Raw genomic sequence first — 24,645 nt, 5'->3', positions numbered from 1 at the left:
AGCTACTCCCTCACCCATATCTCTTGAACGCGCTCAACTTCGCTCAAACCTGAACCGCAAGTGATTCGACTTGTCACTTGGAAATACTCACTATCATCAAGCTCTCCGATTGATGTACAGGTTAATTCTACGGAACGGCAACTCGCAAATTCATTGAGCATATTTTCGGCTCCACTCACGATTGAAGCCGTAATGGGATCGCAATTGGCCGATACGGCAGCAGAAGTATTCAAAGGGTAAAACTCGGTCAGCACATACTCGTTCACAGAATGCGCTAATAGCCAAGCTTGAGTACCCAATACCTCTTTCGTTCGGCTATCGCTGTCGGACCACTCAACCCGGCTTAAGCTTGTCGCAAGAAATCCCATGACCACTAAAACGAAGATGACAACGATGTATAAGCTGCCTCTCTGTTGTGAGGGGGATTTAAATTTTTGCGACGCACAATTTCGTTTATGGGACATTGAGCACCTGCACATCTTGTTGATAGCTGGTCTCTTCGCCATTTTGCGAGAAAAGCAGTTCCATATTAACCAAGCCCCCACGCTGCATGTTAGCCTCGATGTATCTGAAGTCTCCCGATTCAACGCTGTCTGCGACAATAACATCATTGCGGGTAATTCTAGAGATGCTAGGGATCACGCAATACTCGACATCATTACTGTAAATATAGTGTCGATTGGCAACGGAAGTGCTAGCCAAACTGCTTGCGGCGCCGCTAATTGTGTATGTGGCGCCAGAAATCGAAACAATAGAGCTTTCAAGCCCAATAGAATTGGCTGTATCGACAATATTCGTTGGGTTTATTATGAGAAAACGCCCAGCATCAATGATATTGGTACTGGTTGCTCCTGAAGTTCCTACAATAAAGTTGATATCTGCACCAGATATTGCATAGAAGCCAGAGTAATCAATAGGGTAGAAGCGCACACAGCTCTGACTCGCATCTCCAGTATTTTCAAATAAGTTGGGGACAGCATGTCGCACTTCACGCGACATTTTCTCAATCACGAATTTCGCTTGGGTTTGCAGTCGGTAGCGATCAACAGAGTCGGCATAACCTTTGGTTCCTAACTCAACAAAGCCTGCAATTCCTAGAACGAGAATGCCTCCGACCACTATAGTCAGAATCATCTCTATGAGGGTAAAGGCCGATTGATAAGAGCGTTCTTTTCTCATCAATAATTCCCCCTATAACCTGAAAAGTTCAGCTCCGGTTGATTACTGGCTTGAATGGTCATATCGACACGCTTCATGCTCCAGTCTGGATAATCAATGTTGTTGTACACCACATCTATTTCAACACGGAAGTTTTTATAGGTCGTTGCGCCAGGAGTGTCAGTGCCACTAAGTAGTCGATTCAAGTCACCACACCCGTTGATACCTTCAGGCTCCCAACAACCAATGTAGTCATCGACATCGTCATAATCTTCTGGGTCTTCACCGTCTGAACCGAGAACACGCGTTGAGCCTGTTGCCTCAGAGCATGGTTCTTGCCCTAAATCCGAAGAAGAACAGCGAATTGCCCCGCCATTTTGATCACTCTCTTCATCAAAACTTCGCGCTAAAATTTGCGTCATCAAACTTTGCCCCAGTGCTGCGGCGCGAGTTTGATAATGGGGATCTCCGGAACGAGCGAGTTGAGGAGATAACAAGCTCGACATTGTGATCATCGCAATGCCCATCACAATAATTACAATCACACTTTCGATTAAGGTAAAGCCACGAGTTCGTCTCAACTGCAGCCTCCTTGCGAAACAAACCCTTGCTCATTAATGCAAACTTGAGTTTGGCTGCTTGGGGCACTTATCGTAATGGAAACACCAGAACTCATTGCGCCTTCAGGGTTGCCGAGAAGATCGAATGTGACTTGGGTTATGGGGCTGAAAGTGACGTTATTAAAACGGATGCTGTCGCTGCGGGAATCATCGGCTTGGTTACAACCTTCTACTGAGCCCAAACAAGCATTTTGGATGGATAAGATGAAACTGTCATTAGCACTGCTATCACCCAAGTTAGACTGCATTCGATTGACTTGAACTTGGCGAATAATAGAAATGACTTGTTCTTGGGCAGCATAGGCAGAAAAACTTCCCACTCCAATATATCGGCTGGCAGCATAGGCAGAGACTATACCCACCAAAATGATGACTACAATAAGTTCAACAAGAGTGAAACCGTCATTTTTCTGCCTTTCCATAGACTTACCAATATTAGGAAAACAAATAAATTATAAGGGAGTTATGCTGTAAAGAAAGGATATAGGACTGATTCAGAGAAGATTTTGCTCTGATATGAAAAAGGCCAGCAATGCTGGCCCACAACTTAATTGAACGGTTAACACTTATCATCCTGTAAGTTAATAGTGTAAACGCTAGAAGAGGTAGCTTGCTGATATTCCACATAGCAACCGGTTGACGATGAGTAACCTGTCGTATCCTGACCTTTGAAAGTATAACCGATTCCTGTCAACCCCACGCTTGAAGAGACCGTATCCCAATCAGAGCTTAGGCCAACCACTGCTTGTGCAATTCCAGCAGAAGAGGCTGTTGGGTAGCCATAAATAGTTTGGATATCATCAACATTTACATTGGTGTCAGAAGCTTCTTTTCCTTCAATAGCAGCCTTACCATATACGATACCAGCCGCACCATCCATTGCTCCTTTCAAACCCTGCAGTGAAGATTTACGTGCATCACCTTGCAAGTTCAAGAATCGTGGCGCTGCAGTCACTGCAAGAATACCTAGAATAACAATTACCACCACTAGTTCAATGAGGGTGAAACCGCCTTGTCTTTTCATAGTTTTATCTCTCTATGTTTATTACTACTACGCAGTCTTACTGCAGTGTTACGGTCACACGACCTGTTTCGATTTCATACACGAACTGATGTTCAGTCGTTCCTTCCAGTTGAATGTAAGTACAAGTGGAGTTTGCGTTATCAGCTTGTGCGGAATATTTTACATTTGAATCAGTTAGAGCATTATCGACTGTGTCAACTTTTGGAGGATTCTGCAACAAGTTTTCCATCAAATCGACGCATGATTGATTTGTAATGCTCGTTGGGTAATTTGTATCATCAGGATTGAGTGCATATGGATACCCGTCACGAAATCCTGTGCTACTGCCGTTACTCTCTGTTGAGCGTGTTAGCCAAAAATCGACACCGTCATAGTCAACCGTATTGTATTTTTCAGTACTTAAGGTCACGGAGGGCCTAGCTTCCGCTTCCCATTGCGCTCGAGCAGAAAGAACGCCGGTGGCAAAACCACCAGCAACACCTTCGATGCTTGCTTTTTTGGCTTCATCAGTGACGTCAAGAAAACGAGGCAATGCCGCAACCGCAAGCAAACCTACTACAACGATAACCACAACAAGTTCTACCAATGAAAAACCTGACTGTCTTTGATACATAACTACTCTACTCACTATTTCGTACGGCGTATTATACGGATTTTGTATCGTTCGGCCATCAGAAAGTGTCAAAAAAATCTAATTTGACGAAAAACCGACGCTTACCGAAAACTTATTATGTTTCAGAGTCATAACTAAAATAACATTCTGAGTATAACTGTATTCACACAAGTAATAATCATTCTGGGATACGTTATTTATTTGAACTGGCACGTATTCCAGTATCCTTTCTTCGGGATACAGAAGATTCAACCACGCTACACAATCGATGTTAGCTTGATCATCTATAGCAATTGGCCATCCCGATTCGCTAAAATCAACCATTTGCTCTTGTGACTCTTTTTCTTCTAACTTTTTTTCTTGTAAGCTTTTTCCTTGTAAATATAGACGCTTTGGCTGCTTTTTTAATAGCCACTCTTGTTTATAGTAGTTCGCACGGTCCAATATTCGCTTACTCGCGACAAGTAAAGCTGTCTCACTTGCTCGCTGCTCTATGGGGCGCCACAACGTCATTAGAGTCATAAGCAAAATCACTACCAGCAACAACCATATAACAAGTCGCGTACGACCTCTTACCATTTTGCGTCATTACCCTTTGATTGCATCCAGCATTCCCCACATCGGCAGGAAGATACCTAATGCAAGAATTAACACCATACCCGCTACAATCACGAGTAGAATCGGCTCAATCCGAGCTGTTAAGGTTTTTAGATCATAATCGACTTCACGGTCATAAAAATCGGCCACTTCTAGCAAAAGTTCGTCAATTCGACCTGTTTCTTCCCCGACAGAAATCATTTGGATAACCAATGGTGTAAATATCTGGCTATTAATGGCTGTTGAAGAGACTGTACTACCTGCTTCGATTGAAGCTTTCATTTCAAGTAGCCTTCCTTCAAGGAACTTGTTGTCTAACGCCTCGGCTGACAACGCCAAGGATTGGTTGAGCGGAACCCCTGCTTTTAGCATCAAAGCAAAGGTTCTAGAGAAACGAGAAAGCTGGGCCCTATTGACGACATCACCTACTATGGGGAAACGCAATCGCATCTTATCCCACTTTTCACGCCCTCTCGCCGTTTGGACCCAAGCACGAAACGCAAACATACCACCGACAATACAACCCACCATCAAAGCCCAGTAATTCACAAAGAAGTTGGACATTCCAATAAGGATTTGAGTCGGTAACGGAAGATCCACGCCAAAACGACTAAACATACTCGAAAACTGTGGGATCACTTTGATATTCAAAATAAACAGAGCAACCAAAATAAAGCTGATCACAAACGTTGGGTAGCGCATTGCGGTTTTAATTCGTTTACGTGTTTCCACTTCTTGTTCGTAATAACCGGCCAACTGCATTAAAGCCTGATCTAAACGACCCGTGTTCTCACCAACACTGATCATTGACACAAACAGAGGGCTAAATACCTTACTGTGCAGTTGCATCGCTCCAGATAAGCTTCGACCATTGGTTAATTCGTTCGTTACCTCTTCTAAGGCTTCCTTGAGTTGTTTATTGGCACAATTCTGAGTTAGGCCTTTCATTGAACGTAGCAAAGGAACGCCGGCTTTCGTCAAGCTGTAAAGTTGCCGACAGAAAATAACCAGTACCTCTAACGGCACACTTGGCGTAAATATATCTTTGAGATCGACGCTTAAAGCGGAGCCTTGCTTGCCTGCGGTAATGGATGTAGGTATCACGCCTTTGTTCATTACCGCTTCAGCAGCAAGCTCTTGAGTCGCAGCTTCGATTTCTCCAGCCGCTTTTGAGCCATCTAAGTTGCGGCCTTGATAACGAAAAATTGGCATCTACCCACTTCCCCTACTACAAATATATCGCTTTAGTACTGCCCGAAGTATCGCCCTCTCCAAGCGTCATGACTTCATCTAAACTCACCACGCCTTGAAGAGCGAGTTCCATTGCCGAAGCAAGAAGAGGCTTGTAATTTTTCGAAGCTCGAGCCTTTTCAGCAAATTGAACCGCATCGTTGGCCCTTAAGGCATCCATCATCTCCTGTTCAAGCTCAAGCAATTCAAACACACCAATTCGGCCTCGGTAACCCGTTAAATTGCAGTTTTGACAGCCGCGGCCTTTTTGAAAAGTCGCTTGAGTCTGATTTGGAAAGCGAGTCGCGAGCCACTGGGCACGCGATTCATCAACATGATCTTCTGTTTTACAATCAGGGCAGATCTTTCTCACCAGACGCTGGGCAACCACGGCACGAACCGCACTTGCAACCAAGTAACCTGGTGCGCCCATATCCATCATACGTAGGGCACTATCAACCGCGTCATTGGTATGTAATGTGCTTAGAACTAAGTGACCGGTTAGGGCGGCTCGAAGGCCAATCTCAACCGTTTCTTGGTCACGCATCTCACCAACTAGAATGATGTCCGGGTCTTGACGCAGGAAGGTTCTAAGCACCGTAGAAAAGTCCAAGTCTATCTTTGGATTAACCTGAACTTGGTTGACCCTTGGTAAGCGATATTCAACGGGGTCTTCTGCTGTAATGATCTTTTTACCCGGTTCATTCAGCTCCGTCAGCGCACCATAAAGTGTTGTTGTTTTACCTGAGCCTGTTGGGCCAGTCACCAGTATCATGCCGTGCGGGCGTCTCAACTGTGTACGCAGCTTACCCAGTAATTCCGCCGGTAAACCTGACTCTTCGAGTTTACGAACACCTGCTGATTGGTTAAGCAAACGCATTACCACCGATTCACCATGCTGAACAGGCATAGTCGACATACGAATATCAACAGACTGACCTTTAGCACGAATGTTAAAGCGACCATCTTGCGGCAAACGCTTTTCAGAAATATCGAGATTCGCCATTAGCTTAAGACGTAAAACCAAAGCCGAAGCAATGTTCACTTCATTAAGCAAGGTTTCATGCAACACGCCATCAATACGCTGGCGAAGCTGAGTACATTTGCATCGGGCTCAATGTGGATATCGGACGCTCCCACTTGAATCGCATCTTCAAATAGAGAGTTAATCAGCTTAACAACGGTAACTTCATCACTGTCTTCATCCGTAATATCGAAGTCAAACGCTTCCGTAACTTGATGCTCTGCTTGTAACTGTTCAGCAAAAGAGGCGATCTCTTTTGTGCGGCGATAGTAACGATCAAATCCTTCAACCAACTGCTTCTCGGGCGCAATAACAAATTCAAGCCCATAATGCGGAAGCTGGCTCAGCAAGGCTTCTTGAGCAAAGAGGTCGGCAGGGTCACTCATGGCGACTCTCAGCGTGTCGCCGTTTCGGCCAATAACCAAAGCACGCAGTCGCCTTGCGTGTACTTCGGGTAGAACCTGCACAGCATCAATATCGACATTGGCTCGGCTCAGGTCAATCAAAGGTAGATCAAGCTGCTGTGACAGGAAGGTCAGCATTTGATGCTCAGTTAAGAAACCGAGCTCAATGAGCGTGTCACCCAGTTTTCGTCCCGTTTTTTTCTGAGCAACCAGTGCGTCTTCCACTTGCTGCTCGGTAATGATTTGCTCTTCGACTAACAAATCACCAAGACGTTTACGTAACTTAATCTGCACTTGATGGCTCCTGTTGTTCTGCCAAAATCCGAATCCGCTCTCTCACAAACTGCTGGGATTGGCTCGATAGGCCAACCTTGGTTAACGCAGATTGATAGGATTGTTGCGCCGCCAGCGGGTTGCTAGCCCGCTCCTCTTGAATAGCTAACCCTAACCACCAGCGGGCATTGTCTGAATCAACTTGCACTAAGCTTTGATAGCTCTCTAATGCAATTTCATCTTGATTCGATTTTTGTGCTAATGCCGCGCGAAGGGAAAGATAATCACGGGAAGGGCTAGGAGGAAGATGGAGCAAAGGTGTTAACGCTGCTTCTTGCTGGTTTTCCCTGATCAATAACTTTGACAGAGCCATTCTCAACGCTTCGCTGTTGTTATCGAGTCTAATACCTGCCTGCAGTAAATCGAACGCTTTGCGTGTATTGGCTTGACCATAATAAAGCGCAGCTAATTTTTGGCGAGTCACTTCATCACTTGGATTGTAGCGAAGCGCATTATTGTACTCAGATAACCCCAGCTTAAGGTTATTACCATCAATGGCTTTTTCAGCTCGTATGACCGCCTTTTCAGCTAGCTCTACTGGCGTTAACTCGACCTGCTTGATAACGACAGTGCCTTCACTTTTAGCTTCGGCGTCACTAGAAACTGTAGATTGAGCCTTAGTATTAGAAACTTGCGCCAATAACACGGGTTCTTCAATCGATTTTTTCGTGGGCTCTTTCTGTCTCGATGCTTGAGACTTAGGCGCTGGGGTTTCCTGAGGCTTCTTCATGCTTATGGCTACATGTTCAGCATTGGTGTTTATCGCTGTAGCTATAGTTTCTGTTACAGGCTTGGGTAAAACAGAATCATCTTCAAAGGCCTCGACAGAAGACTGGGCTACCTTGATGCTAACCTCGGGCGCTAAGCGCGTTGTTGGAGAGGGAGAAGTTACCGCAATAGGCGCAGCGATACCCTGAGCACTGTCACTCTTACTATGAATCACATTCTCATCAACGATTACCGTTTGGTTAATCTCTTCTTGCTGCTGTGAAACCGCCCAGCCTCCAACAGCTAAGCTCATTGCAAACCCACCCAACAACCAAGGCCAAGCGGGTTTCTTAAACTTAGTCACATGAGCTGGTTCAAGCGCCGCTTTTCGACCCTGATTTTTTGATAGCTGAGACAACGCGCTATTAATTTCACTCATGTTCGTTCACTCACGTCCATTCACTCATATCCATTCATTCAAGGGATGTCCACCCCAAATAAGTGGGCTTTTAAATTTTGGTTTACAACTATCATAGGTATCATGGATAGCGGCAAACAACTGATCATTTGAAACTTTTGACAAACTAGCGTTACACGACATCAACAACGCTTTGTGACAAATTTGATTGATCAACCTTGGAATTCCCAATGCAGATTTCCATATTGCTTTTTTCTGACGCAAACTCAATAAATCAGTGGTTCCACCCGCCTTACTTAATCGATTATCGATATAAGCCACGGTTTCTTCGACGGATAAACCTCTTAAGTCAGCACTAAAAGTAATTCGCTGGCGGAACTGCCTTAAATGATGCTTCGCCAACCTCTCATCAAGTTCAGGCTGACCAAACAGGACAATTTGCAGTAGCTTTTGTTGCTCAGTTTCTAAGTTTCCAAACAATCGCAGTACTTCTAATGCATCATCATCCAGTGCTTGTGCTTCATCAACGAGAACCACAACACGCTTATCTTGTGCCGCTAACTCAATCAACTTTCTTTGAATATCATCGACTATGGACAACTCATCACGCACCTGAATTTGCAATTCTTGCGCCACCGCTTGTCTAAGTTCTCTACCCGTCAATGCTGAATTAGGCAGGTAAACTAATTCCGTTGAGTCATTCATTTGATTGACCAACATGCGGCATACCATCGTCTTACCTGTACCCACCTCTCCTGTCACTTTGATTAAGCCTTCGCCCATATCGAGTGCAGATAGCACGACTTGAATCGCCTCAAAGTGAGGTGGCAACCCCAAAAACAGCTCGGTATTTGGGGTCAAATGAAACGGGTATTGGTCAAATCCATAATATTCAAGATACATACTGACCTTTAGTTTTCACTGCTACTGGTCTGGGAACCACTCTTGTAGAAGATCTCTCGATCGCTCAAGCTCTTTCTGCCAAGTATCCACACCGACCACTGTAGGTTTTAGCAAAATGACCAACTCCGTTTTTTCTGTATATTGAGTGGTATTTCTAAACAAGTGACCTAACGCGGGAACATCTCCTAAGAATGGTACTTTAGAAACTTGGTCTATTGTGTTGGACTTCATCAAGCCGCCGATCACCACAACATCTCCATCCTGCGCACGTATCACCGAATCTGATTCACGAATAGAGCTACGCGCTAAAGGCAAGGAAATACTGGTGTTCCCATAGCCAATCTCTTTCACCTGTTCATCAACCTCGATAACCGCTGGGTGTACATGTAACAAGACATTCCCTTGGTCATCAATTTGTGGCGTCACATCCAAAGAAATACCAGAGAAGAATGGGGTAAGCTCTACTTCTGGAGAAGGTTCGGAGTTATCGCCACTGCCAACCACACTGGATAGATCGGTTACGTAGTACTCATCCGTACCGACCTTTATCACCGCTTTTTGATTATTCGCAGCGGTCACTCTTGGGCTCGATAGCACGTTCAAGTCACCTTGAGTGGCCATGAAGCTTAATACGGCTTCAAAGCTGCCATCAGAGATGGTTACGTTGGTTTGCCCACCCAACAAACTCCCAATCGGGTCTAGTCCGGGAAGCCCCGTAACGGCATCTCCTAATCGATCGATAACAACATCACCATTTCCGAATGACATATTCGACCAATTAATACCCTGTTGATAGCCATCACTCAAAGTCACTTCTAAAATTTTCGCTTCTAAAATCACCTGACGATGCATTCGTTGCTGTGAAATACCTAGAAAATGGCGAACTTCACGAATCTCGTCTGGGTAGGCTCGAACAGTGATAACACTGGCTTGCGGTGTCACCACTACACTTTGACCGCTCCCGGAGCCAATAAGCTGAGCGACAGCCGTTTGCAGTTGAGGCCAGAAATCGCTTTCACTTAGAGTCTCTATTTCCGTGCCACCTTTGGCTGTATTGGAGCTGCTCGATGAGCGACTTGATGATGAACTTGACGATGAACTCGAAGAAGAATTATTGGATGAGGAGCTTGAACCTGTATCCGTATTGGTAATCGTACCTGTTGTTATAGAGGTAAGTGAGCGTCCACTACGCTTAAACTGCAAGTAATCGACTGGAATTGTAACGGTTCTCAGGCCTGCTGGGTAAACTTGTATTACTTTGCCTGTTTTCTCAATCTCATACCCATACATATCTCGGATAACAGACAACACTTCATCCAAAGACACATCCGTCAGATTGACCGTAATATTACCGTCCACGCTAGGATGAATAGCGGCACTGAACTCAGTCCCCTTCACCAAACTCGCAAAGAATGCCCGGCATTTACATTGTCAGCTTTAATACGAAAACGTTTAATGGTTTCTTGACCAAGGTTATCAACGCTGTCTAAATCCGGCATCAAGTCCGCTTGCACCGACGCAGGCAGCTCCTGCAAGCTACGACTATTACTTTCATTCACAGCCTCATTCAGCGCTTGTTTTGCTTCAACAGGATCTCTGTGTCCCATTGAACAACCCGCAATTGAGGAAATAAGTATGGCTAGTACGACTTTACGCATAGGACTACGAATACCTTAGTTCTTTATATCAAGTGAAAACAGCTCAAGCTGCCAACTTTTGCCATTACGAGTAAGAGTAACTGTTTCATGGTTAATGGAGCGTACATGGTAACCACGATAGCTCTCACCCTGACTAACTACACTCGTATTCAACACTGCCTGACAAACATTTGTCGGCCTACAAGTTATCCCTTTTAGGGTAGGTAACTGATAAACAATTTTCTTTACAGTTGTTGGCTTCTCTTCCGGCGCTTCCCAGCCTAATGGAGCCGTCGGGTCTTGAGATGCCCAAAGGCTTGCACTCAAAAGACTAGCCAAAAGTAAAATGAGAGTTTTAGCCACCAATGAACTCCTGTCTTGTGCCCAATGTATAAACTCAAGAGCTAAACGCGCTTTCGGGTACTCCTCTACCGAATATTGAAAGCTTCTCCAATAATAGTTCACTGGCAGAGACTCCAGCGTCTCGAGGTATTTAAGTATTGAGAAATAATCGCCAGTTAACTCTAGGCGAACAGGGTGGATAAAATAACCATTATAATTACTCGCCTCTTGGGTTCCAGAGATAAGCTCCGCTGTTTGCGACTCAAGGGAGACCAGTTCTAAACCGCTAGTTCCTGCTAAGACGCCCTCCAGCATGATTGCCATTTGCGAAGGAGTAATGAGTGTCCCTAAAATTTGCTCAAGCTCTGCAGCTTGTTGAAGGCTCTGTTTAGATAACTTCTCAAGCTCAATATCAATATCTTGGTCCGGATCGCGTTTGAGTTTTGCTGTCGCCAATAAAATATCAGCTTCAGTCTTTTGATTTTGTTGCGATTGACTTTGCAGTTGCTGCTTTAAATCACCATGCTTAATTACACTCGGCTCTAAAACCAGCGTAAATAGAAGCATCACAATGGCAACCAAGCCACAACCTGAAATAAGCCACTTTTCGCGCTCACTCAATGCGCCAAACTTTTCACCTAACATCTGCCAAGTTTGATTCATTACTGAGTACCCCCTTTGGTTTTCAACTCAAAGGTAATAATGTTGTCCTCATTGCGAGCAATGTTTAGCTTCTCAAAAGCACGACCAATTAAACTCAACTCTGTTTTAAACTGATTTACCCAGTTTGGAATCGCTTGCGCATCACGAGCCAGCCCTTTCAAATCCAAGTTGTGTTCATCAATGAGAATGTAGTTGAGTGAGATATCGTTGCGCCCAAGTTGTGCTAAAGAGCGCATAATGCCGGAATACCCGAGTTGCTGAGACTCATCAAATTCACCGACTGCCTTCAGTGCGCCCTGTTGTGCTTGAACTTCTAATTTCAATCGATTGACCGCGGCAATTTTTTCAGCTGACGGCTTATGCTCGGCCAGCTGACCCTGTAGTTCCCGCAATTGAGAGTTAAGCTTTGCCTGCTGAGATTGAACCACTATTAGTTCACTCTCAAGCGAGCTGTTTTGCATTTTGTAATAACCAAAACCACCTAACAGCATAACCGCAACTAAGGCCCATACCGCGACTACGTTAGCCAGCGTGAATCTTTCTTGCTTCGGTTGGAGGTGAGCAGGGAAAAGGTTGATATCGTCCGATTCAATCTCTGTGACATGTTGCGCCAGTACTTGACCGCTGACGTCTGCATTATCGGATAAGCGAGAGACTTTAACGCTCAAACGTTCATCCAGAGATTGGGCAAGTTCATCGTGCTGCTCTTCATCACAGCAGACTTTTAACTGGTGTAGAGACGTTCCCTTGAGTTGCGACGAGAGGTAATCAATGGAGCGCTGAAGTTCTAAGGCAACGCCATCAAGCTGTAAGGCACTGCTCGCAACGCCAGTTAGCGGGGCGACAACGCCTCGCATCGTTCTTTGGAAAGCACACTTGTTATCAACAAAAGCACTGACTCTGAAGCTGCTATCTTTACTACGTTGGAGCAACAGGAAGTTGCTCAACTCACCCGCCGAATGTCCCCACACGTCGTCTTCAATAAGTAATCGCCCCATGGTATGGCCAGAACTTGTCACTCGTTGAAGAAGATCGAGCACCAGTGATTTCGCCACAACGTAGGCTTGGACTTTGTTATTTCCGGGAACTAAAGCAGCATCGGCAACGATATCAGTCACTTTTTCAGTGATCAGGTCTTTGAGAAGAAACGGTAGTGCCGAACTCCACTCTTCTCTTGGAACGTTGGGTTTATCAATCTGGTAGCTTTGATACAGATTTGAATGGAGCACAACGTCGACCGACAAAGATGCGGCTTTCAATGAGGAGATGGCTTTCTCAAGGGTTGATAACCAATCACCCTCAACTGGAAATTCTGCTTCACCTTCCTCGATAGACAAACTTGGCGAGGAAAGATAGATAGCACTGGGCTGCACGACGACAAAAACGCGCGCCGCATTAGAGGCTTTTGAGGTGAGTTGTTTAAATAATGCCTTAATGTCCATCGTCTAGTTCTTTACTTCTTACGCCAGCGATTTCTGCGGCCAATTGTGACTTTTTGTACCGGTTTTACTTCTGTCGTCTGTTGTTCAATTTTCGGAATCAACTGTTGTTCTGGTTGATAGAAGCGCCCTTGAACACCTTGAATACCAAGATCTAACAATGTATTTCGCTCTTGTCTCGTATCAACACCGACAGCAATTACTTTCGTTTTTGTTCCAGCGGATGCACCAAGTAAGCTTCGAACAAACAGCTGGTTCTCATCACGTCGATCTATCTGTTTTATCAAGCTTCTATGTAATTTAAGGTAGTCTATTTCGAGATCTTTTAAATAGTGAGTGCTAACAATTGAGCGTCCCGCTTGCCCTACACACACTTTACATCCCATTCCTGCAACCATCTTCACAACTGGGCGCATATAATCCAGGTGTTTAACCAAGCTAGATTCGCTCAATTCAAAAGTAAGTCGTCGCCGAGTTTCCATTGGAAGCTGCAATAGTTCATCTCTAAACCAACGAACGTACTTTTTCTCTGCAAACGGAACAACGTACAGGTTAATAGAATAACACAAGCGATTATTTGACGCCTTCAAGAATTTGACTATTAGAGAAAAAACCGCTTTGTCTAGAATGGTTTGATAACCAACGGTCTCGATGGCTGAGCTAAATCGAGACGCTTTAATGACTCCAGCATCAGGATCGTCGATTCGAGCAAACAACTCATGATGAAGCAGCGACTTACTGCGATTTTCGCCTATGAGGTAACAAGGCTGCTCAAAAATGTAGAGTTTGCTTGGGCATAACGCTTTGTCAAACAGAGTGCGCCATCTCACGCTACCACGCTCATGAGTCGGGTTGGCTTCTTTTTGGTAACGTGTCCAAGTATTAATACGCTGCAATTGAGCGCTCTTCAATGCCGTTTCGGCCTCATCTAAGATTTTGCCCTGACGCTCCCCTTCCTGGAACATGGTTACACCCACATGGCACCAGTTATCGGGCTCTAACGGCTCGGGTGGAACAATTTTTTCTAGTTGCTTCAAGCAACTTGCTGCTAATGCCCCTATCTCTTTTGTCCCTAGACTCGGGGCAAAGATAGCAAAATCTGAATCGTAATAACGAGACAACATCACATCAGGGTAACGTTGTAAGATGTTTGATAAACCCTCGCCGACCTCAACGACAAAGTCATCTGCGGCCTTTTTACCACTCTCATCGTGAATATCATCCCAGTCATCGATGCGCAGCAACATTACACCACCATGCGCGCCAGCCTCAGATAAAGTCGACTCGAGTTTGTTATCAAACAAGACTCGATTCGCCGTACCGGTTAGTTGATCTAAGAAGGTTTGAGTACGTATAAAGGTGTCGAAACGACTGCGTTCTTGGCGAGCATCCTGAAGCTCCTCGATCAGCACATCGAGCGCTTCACTAGCGGTAAAAGGCCACTCTCTCAAGTCACCTTTCGCATGCTGTTCAACACGTCCTGCAAGGATCATCCTACCTCGCTCTTCCAGCAGCTCCGAGCCATGGAGTTGTTCTTTCAACCATTTGACACCGCGCATCAAGCAAAAAATCACCAGCACTACCGCTAAGGTGATGCTCCATAGTGTGCTAAAGGAATAACTTACATCAAAATAAGGTGGGACCGCCTTTAGGTTGATTTGATACCCGTTGTTACGCTCTAAGTCAAAATCGCGGCTAAACAGCCGTTCTTTGGGAACATTTGAGGCGGTGTCTTTAAAACGGTAAACCACACCTGCGGTTGACGACAGCTCCATCTCAACGATATTTGATGCTTTAAGAAGCTTAGGCATCCACCTTTGCATGGATGAAGCGGCTTCGGGATCACTCATTTCTTTGTCAACAACATCCACTATCCCTTCTAGGTAGTGGTTCAAGTAGTCATGCCCGATCCGTTTAATTGATAGCGTGCCACCAATAAACAAGATGAACATTGCGCTAATCACAATGACGGTAACGAACGCGACTAGACGCGTACTAAGCTTTAAGGTCGGGGTGTACCTCATAGACCTTGAATTCCTTTTCAATGCTGTGCTTGAGCTAAGTCCCAAGTGAGGTGCAAATCAATGATATGAAACATGTAAAACTATTGATTAGCTGATTGTTTACTATATAAAAAAACCGCGGAATCCGCGGCTTTTTTTCAACATCAAACGATTAGAATGGGATATCGTCGTCAAAATCCATTGGTGGCTCATTGTATTGTGGCTGAGCTTGCGACGGAGCTTGCTGTTTCTGTGGTGCTTGCTGCTGAGGTTGATGTGGCTGTTGCATCGCAGGTTGCTGAGGTTGGCCCCAACCGCCTTGTTGCGGTGCTTGTCCGCCCATCTGCTGACCTGGCGCTCCACCTTGAGCTCGGCCACCTAACATTTGCATTACACCGTTGAAGCCCTGTACTACAACTTCCGTTGTGTAACGGTCTTGGCCACTTTGGTCTTGCCATTTACGCGTCTGAAGCTGGCCTTCAATGTAAACCTGTGAACCTTTACGTAGGTATTCACCCGCTACTTCAGCCAGTTTTCCAAACAGCGCAACACGGTGCCATTCTGTTTTTTCGCGCTGTTCACCAGTCGCTTTATCACGCCACGATTCAGACGTCGCAATCGTAATGTTTGCCACAGCGCCACCGCTTGGCATGTATCGAATTTCAGGGTCGTTACCTAGATTACCCACTAGGATAACTTTGTTTACTCCACGGCTTGCCATGTTTCGCTCCGTCTTGATTCACGAGTGTTATAAAAATAGCGCACTAGGATAGCACGCTTTCTTACTCGCACAAATCTCAAATCCACGCTCTAGGCCTCAAATCATCTTTAGGTAGTTAAGATCTGGAGCAATTTTTTGATGATCGTCCAAGGCTAGGTCTAATGACAAATTTCTCCGTTACCTTGCAATATGAAACTTGACGCAATTTGACGTTCTCAATTCGCACTTATTGGGTTTCTCATTCATGTTAAGCGCCAAACAACAACCAATAAAAAGGAATCAAAATGGGAAAGAGTACCTATGCGCGTACTATTTACTTTTTGTGTGAGGATAAAACCCTAGATTACCCTTATGTTGCCGACATTCAGAGTGCGCTAAGAATCACCATACCTATCATAGAGGCTCAAGAGTTAATGCAGGCCTCTCCGACGCATCGACACAAAATATTGCTTATTGACTATCAGTCTCATAAACAGTTGCGTAAGCAAGTTCTGAACTTACCACTGACAAACAAAAATTACGAAACCATTGTATTCAATGTGGAGCAACGTCTGACTACGGAAGAACTGCTCACCTTCGGAAACTTGAAAGGCCTGTTCTATAAAACAGACTCCATCGAGGAAATCGCCAAGGGTTGTGGCGAGATCATTAACAGCCAGAACTGGCTACCAAGAAAAGTAGCTAGCCAGCTTCTGCACTACTATCGCCATGTAGTGGATACCAATACCTCCCCTGTCACTGTCGATCTCACTACGCGCGAGTTACAAATACTGCGCAGTTTGCAATCTGGTGGTTCAAATACACAGATTGCGGACAGTCTTTTCATCAGTGAATTCACGGTAAAATCTCACCTTTATCAGATTTTTAAAAAACTCTCTGTTAAAAATCGCGTGCAAGCGATAGCATGGGCCAATCAAAATTTAACGTCTTAGCTATTTAATACCAATCGTAGTAAATAACTGCTCATTCTAGCTTGTTAAAACACTCGATAACATCGTTAGAAATTTTGATTGTAGGATAACTACTTATCGAAAATTTCCGCCTTGTTTTCAAGTGTTTTTCCTACGCTATTTATGACCACTTACTTACTGTGATTAGTATGAGCCTCAAGGACAATTCGGTTCATAAAAAAGCCCGCACAGGAAATGATGCGGGCAAAAAGGGTTATACAATGATCAAGAAGTGCCTTTTCCCCGCAGCAGGTTATGGAACACGTTTCCTTCCAGCAACTAAATCTATGCCAAAAGAGATGATGCCAGTCGTCAACAAACCGCTTATTGAATATGGCGTTGAAGAAGCCATTCAAGCAGGCATGGACGGCATGTGTATTGTCACTGGTCGTGGTAAGCATTCCATCATGGACCACTTCGATAAGAACTATGAGCTGGAGCATCAGATAAACGGCACCAATAAGGAAGAGTTACTGGTCGATATTCGCGAAATCATCGACAGCGCTAACTTTACTTACATTCGTCAACGTGAAATGAAAGGCTTGGGTCATGCAATTTTAACTGGCCGTGAATTGGTCGGCGATGAGCCGTTTGCTGTCGTTCTTGCCGATGACCTTTGTGTTAACGAACAACAAGGCGTACTCGCTCAGATGGTTGCCTTGTATAAGCAGTTCCGCTGCTCAATCGTTGCAGTGCAAGAAGTCCCTGAAGATGAAACTCACAAGTACGGTGTTATTTCGGGTGAAATGATTAAAGACGACCTGTTCCGTGTTGATGATATGGTTGAGAAACCAGAACCAGGTAGCGCGCCAAGTAATCTTGCGATCATTGGCCGATATATCCTAACTCCGGATATTTTCGAACTCATCGAACAGACTGAACCGGGTAAGGGCGGAGAGATCCAAATTACCGATGCCCTGCTCAAGCAAGCAAAAGCTGGCTGTGTTCTTGCTTATAAATTCAAAGGACAGCGCTTTGATTGCGGTAGTGTTGAAGGCTACATAGAAGCGACCAACTACTGCTTTGAAAATCTTTACCTGAAAGATGAGAAGAAGTCAGAGCTCGATAAACAATCGACGACAAAAGAGCAATAAGCTCGATCTTCATAGTGAAAAAGCAGCCAATTATGGCTGCTTTTTTCGTTGTCTTAATTCTAACTATTTAACTGTTTTTTTATCCAGTATTTCTTTGCACATTAATCACACTATGTAATACTTGCCTCAATACGTTTTTCATTGAGCACTGAAGATGGACCAGATAGAAATCCGGGGCGCCCGAACCCATAACCTCAAAGACATTAACCTCACTATCCCTCGCGATAAACTCATTGTCGTGACTGGGCTTTCTGGCTCTGGTAAGTCATCTTTGGCTTTCGATACACTGTACGCAGAAGGGCAAAGACGCTATGTTGAATCTCTATCTGCCTATGCGCGTCAGTTCCTCTCGTTAATGGAAAAACCCGACGTTGACCATATCGAAGGCTTATCTCCTGCTATTTCCATTGAACAAAAATCTACCTCTCATAACCCACGTTCAACCGTTGGTACCATTACCGAAGTCTACGACTACCTGAGGCTACTCTACGCGCGTGTCGGTGAACCACGATGCCCTGACCATCACGTTCCGCTTGCGGCCCAAACCATCTCGCAAATGGTCGACAAAGTATTAGAACTACCAGCAGGCTCAAAAATGATGCTGCTTGCTCCTATCGTTAAGGAACGTAAGGGTGAGCACGTAAAAACACTAGAGAACCTCTCAGCTCAAGGTTTCATTCGTGCTCGTATCGATGGGGAAACTTGCGATCTTTCCGATCCACCAACACTTGAACTGCATAAAAAACACACCATCGAAGTCGTCGTTGACCGCTTTAAGGTTCGCGATGATCTGAAACAACGCCTAGCCGAGTCTTTTGAAACCACGCTGGAGCTTTCGGGTGGTATTGCCGTCGTCGCTCCAATGGATGGCGATGGTGAAGAAATTGTATTCTCAGCCAACTTCTCTTGCCCGCACTGTGGTTACAGCATGGAAGAGCTTGAACCTCGAATCTTCTCATTCAACAACCCAGCTGGCGCATGCCCGACCTGTGATGGCTTAGGGGTTCAGCAATATTTTGATGCGGATAGAGTCATCCAAGATGACAACCTCAGCCTTGCTGAAGGGGCAATACGCGGTTGGGATCAAAAGAACTACTATTACTTCCAGATGCTCACTGCTCTTGCTGATCATTTTGATTTCGACCTCAATACACCATTCAAAAAGCTGCCGAAAAAAACGCAACAGATCATCTTAAAGGGCTCAGGAAGAACCGAGGTTGAGTTTAAATATGTCAATGACCGAGGTGACATCCGAGTTAAACGTCATCCATTTGAAGGGATTCTCAATACTTTAGAGCGCCGCTATCGCGACACTGAATCTAACTCGGTTAGAGAAGATCTCGCCAAATACATCTCCACTAAGTCTTGCTCAAGCTGTGGCGGTACTCGTTTGCGATTAGAGGCGCGCAATGTATTTATTGGCGAAACCACACTGCCACAGATTGTTGAGCTGAGTATTGCCGATGCATTGAATTTCTTCCAAACGCTCAAGTTGGAAGGCCAGCGTGCCCAAATTGCCGAAAAGGTAATGAAAGAGATTAATGACCGACTCCATTTCCTAGTCAATGTCGGCCTAAATTATCTCAACCTATCTCGCAGTGCTGAAACATTGTCTGGTGGTGAAGCGCAGCGTATCCGACTCGCGAGCCAAATTGGTGCTGGATTAGTGGGTGTCATGTACGTGTTGGATGAACCTTCTATTGGTTTGCACCAACGCGATAACGAGCGCCTGCTGAAAACACTAACCCACCTGCGCGATCTTGGGAACACGGTATTGGTTGTAGAGCATGATGAAGATGCGATTCGTTGCGCCGACTATGTTATCGACATCGGCCCAGGCGCTGGCGTTCATGGTGGTAACGTTGTGGCTGAAGGCACCATGGAAGAGATCATTGCCAATCCAAACTCTCTGACAGGCCAATACTTGAGTGGTGCTAAAGAGATTTCGGTGCCTCAAGAACGTACCAAAGCAGATAAAAAGAAAACGGTCGAGCTGATTGGAGCTAGCGGCAATAACCTCAAAGACGTTAACCTCTCTTTACCAGTTGGCCTGTTTACTTGTATTACAGGCGTATCAGGCTCGGGGAAATCAACACTGATAAACGATACCTTCTTTAAGATTGCACATACCGAACTCAATGGTGCAACCACGGCGAAACCTTCTGCTTATAAACAGATTAAAGGCCTTGAGCACTTCGATAAGGTTATCGATATTGACCAGAGCCCTATTGGACGCACCCCTCGCTCGAACCCAGCGACCTATACGGGTATATTCACGCCAATTCGCGAACTATTTGCCGGTACTCAAGAATCACGTTCTCGTGGCTACAAACCGGGACGTTTTAGCTTCAACGTTCGAGGTGGTCGTTGTGAAGCCTGCCAAGGCGATGGGGTAATTAAGGTAGAAATGCACTTTTTGCCTGATGTATACGTCCCTTGTGATTCTTGTAAAGGTAAGCGTTACAACCGTGAAACTCTAGAAGTTCGTTACAAAGGTAAGAGTATCGACCAGGTGCTAGACATGACCGTCGAAGATGCACGCGAGTTTTTCGATCCGGTACCTGTTATCGCCCGTAAACTGCAAACTCTGATGGATGTAGGTTTGTCATACATTCGTCTTGGTCAGGCCGCAACCACACTATCCGGTGGTGAAGCACAGCGTGTTAAACTGGCGCGTGAGCTGTCTAAACGCGATACGGGCAAAACGCTGTATATTCTGGACGAGCCGACCACAGGTCTACACTTCCACGATATTCAGCAATTGCTGACCGTTCTGCATCGATTGCGCGATCATGGCAATACTGTGGTAGTGATCGAACACAACCTCGATGTGATAAAAACCGCAGACTGGATTGTCGATTTGGGCCCTGAAGGTGGCCAAGGCGGCGGTGAAATTATTGCACAAGGTACGCCTGAAGATGTCGCTCAGGTCGAAGGTTCGCACACTGCACGCTTTTTAAAGCCTATGTTGAAGTAATAAAAAACAGTAAGATAGAGAGACTAGCAAGTGCTAGTCTCTTTTTGTTTAGGCACAATTTTACTTTGAAAGGACGCTATGGCAACTGTACACGTGAACGGCACTCAACTTGAGCCTTGTGCTCCTAAAGTGCCTTTAAACCGACGCTTTCTCATCTCTTTAGCGGTTGTTTTCATTGTCGCCATGCACTTCTTTATGCCGAACCCAGGGGGGCAGGCTTAGCGCTATCATTTAATGCGACTACGTGGCTAGCCATCAGCGTCACGTTAGCCATCGGTTTGTACCAATTAGCCACTAATCAAGAATTACGCTATTCAAAACTCACCGTTGGTTTGTTTATCGTCTGCCTGATTTTGACCGTCCCTGTGTTTTATCCCAACGCCTCAATACTTGCATCATCTAGTCGGCTACTTGGCTTATGGGGAGGGTTGCTACTCTTTGTCACGTTGCAACAGTTTCAGTTCAGCAACAAACACAAGCAGCGGCTACTCTGGTTTATTGTTATCGCGGTGACCATTGAAGCTCTGTTTGGTTATTTCCAATATTTTGTATTAGAAGAAGGGAATCTATTTGGGTACAACACCGAGCGTAATCGGCCCTATGGTATCTTCCAACAACCCAACGTGATGGCCAGTTTTCTAGCGACTGGGTTTGTGTTATCTGGGTACTTGCTAGCTCGTCAACCTATCAAATACCAAGCAAAAATCAGCGACGTTACGCTACTTTATATCATTCCTGCTTTAACCATTCCGCTACTCATTGTCCTTGCCTCGAGAACTGGATGGTTAGCGGGGATACTGTGTTTATTTTTGATTACGCCATACCTGTACCGATTCGCGACCAAAAAACGTTTTTGGGGGTGGCTAGCTTCTGTGGCACTAGGGATCATATTAGGGTTCGTATTCTCCTCTTCTGGTTCAGGTGAACTCGTTAAGGAGAAAGCGAAACTGGAGGACGTAAGATCATACATCTACCCTCAAGCGATCGATATGGTGGTTGAGAAACCATTCACTGGTTATGGCTACGGGCGTTTTGAATCGGAATACATCCTCTATACCGCAAGACAACACCACTTAAACAGTGACTACAAGCCAGGTCTTGCAACCATGGATCACCCACACAACGAAATGCTGTTTTGGGCTGTCGAAGGTGGCTTGTTACCTGTACTGGGGATTCTCCTTGCCGCGGGGATGGTATTGCAGCGTATCTATCATGGTAAAAAAGGAACACGGCTGGCGATCTTCTCTCTATTCATCCCAATAGTGCTGCACTCGCAACTGGAGTACCCGTTTTATCACTCGGCGATTCACTGGATAATATTCGTCATTTTGCTGTATTGGGTTGACCAAAGGGTCAATGTACCAAGGTTTGCGCCGTTCACTGTCTTTGGTAAAACAGTGCTGCGTGTAAGCAGCTTACTACTGCCAATCCTAACGAGCTTCTACATGCTAAGCGCTTTGCACACCAACTACATTCTGACTCAATTTGAGAAGTCACAGCCAAAAGATCCTGAAATTCTCAATCGCGTCACCAATCCCGTCGTTTGGAAAGATCGTTTCGATTGGGATGTTTACAGCACCTATCTCAACATTGGTCTGCATCAGCAAAACCCAGAGTTTATTCAACCCTATATTGATTGGTCATTAGAGATCATTAAAGATAAACCGAGACCTGCGTTTTACAATAACCTAATTCTTGCTTTCCAAGGGCTGGGCGATGAGAGCCGAGCAGAACAAGTACGCGCAGAGGCTCAATATCTATTCCCTAATAGAGACTTTTCTACGGTGCAACTTCGATTACCTCGAAGCTCTTCTGACACACAGTCGAGTGCCGAAATTACGGTTCAAGAAATCACTGAGTGAGACAAGTAAAAAGGGCGAGTTATCGCCCTTTTCTACTTTTATCGAGCTGACTCGTAACTAGCTCATCGCCTCTTCCAATGCTCTCAAGCACAGTGAAACATTTTCATTTCGCGCACCGTATCCCATTAGGCCAATTCGCCAAGCTTTACCTGCCAAAGCGCCAAGCCCCGCTCCTATCTCTAAATTGTATTCCTCGAGTAATCGAGAGCGCACAGCCGCCTCATCAATGCCTTCAGGCACATAAATAGCATTGAGCTGTGGTAGTCGACTTGCTTCATCTACAACAAATTCAAAACCCAGTTTATCAAGACCCGCTTTTAGTTTTTGGTGCATGATCGCGTGTCGCTGCCACGCATTTTCGAGCCCTTCGTTTTTCAGGATGAGCAGAGCTTCATGCAGAGCATACAAGCTATTCACAGGAGCTGTGTGATGATAGCTACGCTTGCCTTCACCACTCCAGTAGCCTAGGACCAAACTCTGATCGAGGAACCAGCTCTGAACAGGAGTGGTACGATTTTTAATTTTCTCAATCGCCTTTGGTGATAAAGTCACTGGCGACAATCCTGGGACACAAGAAAGGCACTTCTGACTACCAGAATAAACCGCATCCAATTGCCATTCGTCGACTTTAAGCGGCACGCCGCCCAGTGAAGTCACCGCATCAACAATCGTCAACACATCATGTTGCTTGGCTAAAACTCCTAGTGCCTGAGCGTCAGTCAATGCGCCTGTTGAAGTTTCTGCATGCACAAAAGCAAGAATCTTCGCATCACTATGCTGCGCCAAAGCTTGTTCAACCTTATCGATAGAAACTGGCTTACCCCATTCGTCATCTATGACAACCGCTTCACCACCAGCGCGAACCACATTTTCACGCATACGTTCGCCAAACACACCGTTACGGCAGACAATCACTTTGTCACCCGGTTCAATCAAGTTGACGAAACATGTCTCCATACCCGCACTACCCGGCGCCGAAACCGCAATCGTAAACTCGTTTTCGGTTTGGAATGCATATTTCAATAACGCTTTAAGCTCATCCATCATAGCAATAAACAAAGGGTCTAGATGACCAACGGTTGGGCGGCTTAACGCTTGAAGAACTTGCGGTGAAATATCAGATGGGCCTGGGCCCATTAAAATACGATGAGGGGGAATGAAACTTTGGATCGACATAGAAGCTCCTTATAATTATGTATAAGATTAGGGCGTGTTAACCTTTCGCGGTTAAGTTTTGTTCGAGATAAAATCGTTTTAGGCGCGGCGAAGAATATATAGCCTAGTCATTCTAAGCATATTTTCTTCAACAAAGCATAAACCGATTTTAGCCGAACCCTTCGGGCAGCCTTTGTGGCTCGTTTCTACTGCGTTATCGGCTTCGCATGTAGACCAGCTACATTTCAAAGCCTCTGCCTTATATAAAACTTCCACAAAGCGATGCAAAAATCAGCTCGAAAGGTCAACACGCCCTCATGCAGCATTGAAAATTATTGGATTGAAACCACAACAGTAGCGTGCTTTCTTCCCGACAGCAATTCGACTCTAGTCGACAGGTCGCACCAGTATCACAATAGCTAAAGAATACTGCTATTCAATCTCATCCAATCTGTGAGTTTTCAATTGACAATCGATTGCAAAACACGTTCAATGAGCAAGCTTTATGCAGAAGAGGAGCACTGCCCAGGCAGATAATATGTGGAGCCTCAACTCCGATACATATTATTCATGGGGAGCAGTGCCGAGATAGTTTTGATTTGTGGATTGAAATTGTCGGTTGATTGGGCTGAATCCCTTCAACTGTCACTGGCCCTGTCTAGTGATGAGCTTCTGAGGTAAATACAATTCATCTAATACCTCTCTTATTGCTCGTTTACTCTCTTCAACATCGGATGTTTGGCTATTACTGTACTGATAGTCGACTAACA

The 24,645-nt window shown here is 45.2% G+C and carries 18 protein-coding genes, 4 pseudogenes and 1 riboswitch; of the genes and pseudogenes, 4 read left to right on the top strand and 18 right to left on the bottom strand.

Going from position 1 to position 24,645, the window contains the following annotated elements; translation table 11 throughout:
* Positions 1 to 2: 2 nt before the first annotated feature.
* The 17 genes and pseudogenes from UA76_RS14325 to UA76_RS14245 form a co-directional block, all read right to left on the bottom strand.
* Positions 3 to 464, bottom strand: a complete 462-nt coding sequence (locus UA76_RS14325; RefSeq protein WP_047047436.1) for an MSHA biogenesis protein MshP — start codon at positions 462 to 464, stop codon at positions 3 to 5.
* A complete protein-coding gene (locus UA76_RS14320; protein WP_047047434.1) occupies positions 454 to 1,179 on the bottom strand; it encodes a prepilin-type N-terminal cleavage/methylation domain-containing protein in 726 nt (241 codons plus the stop codon). The genes UA76_RS14325 and UA76_RS14320 overlap by 11 nt, the downstream gene beginning before the upstream one ends.
* The gene (locus UA76_RS14315; protein ID WP_047047431.1) at positions 1,179 to 1,739 is read right to left on the bottom strand and encodes a type IV pilus modification PilV family protein; all 561 of its coding nucleotides are present in this window, start codon (positions 1,737 to 1,739) and stop codon (positions 1,179 to 1,181) included. Before UA76_RS14315 ends, UA76_RS14320 begins: the two co-directional genes overlap by 1 nt.
* Positions 1,736 to 2,200, bottom strand: a complete 465-nt coding sequence (locus tag UA76_RS14310) for a prepilin-type N-terminal cleavage/methylation domain-containing protein (RefSeq protein ID WP_047047428.1) — start codon at positions 2,198 to 2,200, stop codon at positions 1,736 to 1,738. The genes UA76_RS14315 and UA76_RS14310 overlap by 4 nt, the downstream gene beginning before the upstream one ends.
* A gap of 137 nt (positions 2,201 to 2,337) precedes the next feature.
* The gene (locus UA76_RS14305) at positions 2,338 to 2,802 is read right to left on the bottom strand and encodes a prepilin-type N-terminal cleavage/methylation domain-containing protein (RefSeq protein WP_047047425.1); all 465 of its coding nucleotides are present in this window, start codon (positions 2,800 to 2,802) and stop codon (positions 2,338 to 2,340) included.
* A gap of 37 nt (positions 2,803 to 2,839) precedes the next feature.
* The gene (locus tag UA76_RS14300) at positions 2,840 to 3,415 is read right to left on the bottom strand and encodes a prepilin-type N-terminal cleavage/methylation domain-containing protein (protein ID WP_047047421.1); all 576 of its coding nucleotides are present in this window, start codon (positions 3,413 to 3,415) and stop codon (positions 2,840 to 2,842) included.
* A 78-nt stretch (positions 3,416 to 3,493) separates the two neighbouring features.
* On the bottom strand, positions 3,494 to 3,937 hold the full coding sequence (locus UA76_RS14295; protein ID WP_157617645.1) for an MSHA biogenesis protein MshF: 444 nt from the start codon (positions 3,935 to 3,937) through the stop codon (positions 3,494 to 3,496).
* Positions 3,938 to 4,003: 66 nt separating this feature from the next.
* The gene (locus UA76_RS14290; RefSeq protein WP_047047417.1) at positions 4,004 to 5,224 is read right to left on the bottom strand and encodes a type II secretion system F family protein; all 1,221 of its coding nucleotides are present in this window, start codon (positions 5,222 to 5,224) and stop codon (positions 4,004 to 4,006) included.
* Positions 5,225 to 5,240: 16 nt separating this feature from the next.
* Positions 5,241 to 6,964, bottom strand: a pseudogene (locus UA76_RS14285) (GspE/PulE family protein).
* Positions 6,954 to 8,150, bottom strand: coding sequence for a tetratricopeptide repeat protein (locus UA76_RS14280; RefSeq protein WP_047047416.1), 1,197 nt, complete (start codon positions 8,148 to 8,150; stop codon positions 6,954 to 6,956). The pseudogene UA76_RS14285 and the gene UA76_RS14280 overlap by 11 nt, the downstream one beginning before the upstream one ends.
* Positions 8,151 to 8,174: 24 nt before the next feature.
* Positions 8,175 to 9,032, bottom strand: coding sequence for an ExeA family protein (locus UA76_RS14275; protein WP_047047414.1), 858 nt, complete (start codon positions 9,030 to 9,032; stop codon positions 8,175 to 8,177).
* 21 nt (positions 9,033 to 9,053) lie between these two features.
* Positions 9,054 to 10,690 (bottom strand): annotated as a pseudogene (gene mshL / locus UA76_RS14270) (pilus (MSHA type) biogenesis protein MshL).
* Positions 10,691 to 10,705: 15 nt separating this feature from the next.
* Positions 10,706 to 11,032, bottom strand: coding sequence for a hypothetical protein (locus tag UA76_RS14265; protein ID WP_047047411.1), 327 nt, complete (start codon positions 11,030 to 11,032; stop codon positions 10,706 to 10,708).
* Positions 11,025 to 11,674: pseudogene (gene gspM / locus UA76_RS14260) on the bottom strand (type II secretion system protein GspM). Before gspM ends, UA76_RS14265 begins: the two are co-directional and overlap by 8 nt.
* Entirely contained in the window at positions 11,674 to 13,116 is a 1,443-nt protein-coding gene (locus tag UA76_RS14255; RefSeq protein ID WP_047047407.1) for a hypothetical protein, read from the bottom strand. Before UA76_RS14255 ends, gspM begins: the two are co-directional and overlap by 1 nt.
* An 11-nt stretch (positions 13,117 to 13,127) precedes the next feature.
* Positions 13,128 to 15,137 (bottom strand): RNase E specificity factor CsrD, encoded by a 2,010-nt coding sequence (gene csrD, locus UA76_RS14250; protein WP_047047404.1) that lies wholly within the window; start codon positions 15,135 to 15,137, stop codon positions 13,128 to 13,130.
* A gap of 151 nt (positions 15,138 to 15,288) precedes the next feature.
* A complete protein-coding gene (locus UA76_RS14245) occupies positions 15,289 to 15,837 on the bottom strand; it encodes a single-stranded DNA-binding protein (protein WP_047047401.1) in 549 nt (182 codons plus the stop codon).
* Positions 15,838 to 16,121: 284 nt separating this feature from the next.
* Between UA76_RS14245 and UA76_RS14240 the strand changes: the two genes are divergently transcribed.
* From UA76_RS14240 to UA76_RS14225, 4 genes and pseudogenes are all read left to right on the top strand, one after another.
* Positions 16,122 to 16,769 carry a LuxR C-terminal-related transcriptional regulator gene (locus UA76_RS14240; protein WP_047047399.1) on the top strand — a complete coding sequence of 216 codons (648 nt, stop codon included), beginning with the start codon at positions 16,122 to 16,124 and terminating at the stop codon, positions 16,767 to 16,769.
* A 239-nt stretch (positions 16,770 to 17,008) separates the two neighbouring features.
* The gene (gene galU, locus UA76_RS14235; protein ID WP_047047463.1) at positions 17,009 to 17,881 is read left to right on the top strand and encodes a UTP--glucose-1-phosphate uridylyltransferase GalU; all 873 of its coding nucleotides are present in this window, start codon (positions 17,009 to 17,011) and stop codon (positions 17,879 to 17,881) included.
* Between the two features lie 154 nt (positions 17,882 to 18,035).
* Positions 18,036 to 20,858 carry an excinuclease ABC subunit UvrA gene (gene uvrA / locus UA76_RS14230; protein WP_047047397.1) on the top strand — a complete coding sequence of 941 codons (2,823 nt, stop codon included), beginning with the start codon at positions 18,036 to 18,038 and terminating at the stop codon, positions 20,856 to 20,858.
* 78 nt (positions 20,859 to 20,936) lie between these two features.
* Positions 20,937 to 22,720 (top strand): annotated as a pseudogene (locus UA76_RS14225) (PglL family O-oligosaccharyltransferase).
* Positions 22,721 to 22,777: 57 nt separating this feature from the next.
* Here UA76_RS14225 and UA76_RS14220 read toward each other — a convergent pair.
* Positions 22,778 to 23,896 carry a pyridoxal-phosphate-dependent aminotransferase family protein gene (locus UA76_RS14220; RefSeq protein ID WP_047047394.1) on the bottom strand — a complete coding sequence of 373 codons (1,119 nt, stop codon included), beginning with the start codon at positions 23,894 to 23,896 and terminating at the stop codon, positions 22,778 to 22,780.
* Positions 23,897 to 24,378: 482 nt separating this feature from the next.
* Positions 24,379 to 24,555: riboswitch (Lysine riboswitch) on the top strand.
* Positions 24,556 to 24,645: the final 90 nt, after the last annotated feature.

Origin of the sequence: Vibrio mexicanus, assembly GCF_001012815.1 — a bacterium.
GTDB lineage: Bacteria > Pseudomonadota > Gammaproteobacteria > Enterobacterales > Vibrionaceae > Vibrio > Vibrio mexicanus.
The sequence above is the reverse complement of the archived record's forward strand: the minus strand, read 5'-3'. Positions and strand labels throughout refer to the sequence as shown.

Bases quoted from the DNA above. Each gene is read 5' to 3' on its own strand.
- UA76_RS14325 (WP_047047436.1), bottom strand. From the start codon at position 464: ATGTCCCATAAACGAAATTGTGCGTCGCAAAAATTTAAATCCCCCTCA.
- UA76_RS14320 (WP_047047434.1), bottom strand. From the start codon at position 1,179: ATGAGAAAAGAACGCTCTTATCAATCGGCCTTTACCCTCATAGAGATG.
- UA76_RS14310 (WP_047047428.1), bottom strand. From the start codon at position 2,200: ATGGAAAGGCAGAAAAATGACGGTTTCACTCTTGTTGAACTTATTGTA.
- UA76_RS14305 (WP_047047425.1), bottom strand. From the start codon at position 2,802: ATGAAAAGACAAGGCGGTTTCACCCTCATTGAACTAGTGGTGGTAATT.
- UA76_RS14300 (WP_047047421.1), bottom strand. From the start codon at position 3,415: ATGTATCAAAGACAGTCAGGTTTTTCATTGGTAGAACTTGTTGTGGTT.
- UA76_RS14295 (WP_157617645.1), bottom strand. From the start codon at position 3,937: ATGACTCTAATGACGTTGTGGCGCCCCATAGAGCAGCGAGCAAGTGAG.
- UA76_RS14290 (WP_047047417.1), bottom strand. From the start codon at position 5,224: ATGCCAATTTTTCGTTATCAAGGCCGCAACTTAGATGGCTCAAAAGCG.
- UA76_RS14280 (WP_047047416.1), bottom strand. From the start codon at position 8,150: ATGAGTGAAATTAATAGCGCGTTGTCTCAGCTATCAAAAAATCAGGGT.
- UA76_RS14275 (WP_047047414.1), bottom strand. From the start codon at position 9,032: ATGTATCTTGAATATTATGGATTTGACCAATACCCGTTTCATTTGACC.
- UA76_RS14255 (WP_047047407.1), bottom strand. From the start codon at position 13,116: ATGGACATTAAGGCATTATTTAAACAACTCACCTCAAAAGCCTCTAAT.
- csrD (WP_047047404.1), bottom strand. From the start codon at position 15,137: ATGAGGTACACCCCGACCTTAAAGCTTAGTACGCGTCTAGTCGCGTTC.
- UA76_RS14245 (WP_047047401.1), bottom strand. From the start codon at position 15,837: ATGGCAAGCCGTGGAGTAAACAAAGTTATCCTAGTGGGTAATCTAGGT.
- UA76_RS14240 (WP_047047399.1), top strand. From the start codon at position 16,122: ATGGGAAAGAGTACCTATGCGCGTACTATTTACTTTTTGTGTGAGGAT.
- galU (WP_047047463.1), top strand. From the start codon at position 17,009: ATGATCAAGAAGTGCCTTTTCCCCGCAGCAGGTTATGGAACACGTTTC.
- uvrA (WP_047047397.1), top strand. From the start codon at position 18,036: ATGGACCAGATAGAAATCCGGGGCGCCCGAACCCATAACCTCAAAGAC.
- UA76_RS14220 (WP_047047394.1), bottom strand. From the start codon at position 23,896: ATGTCGATCCAAAGTTTCATTCCCCCTCATCGTATTTTAATGGGCCCA.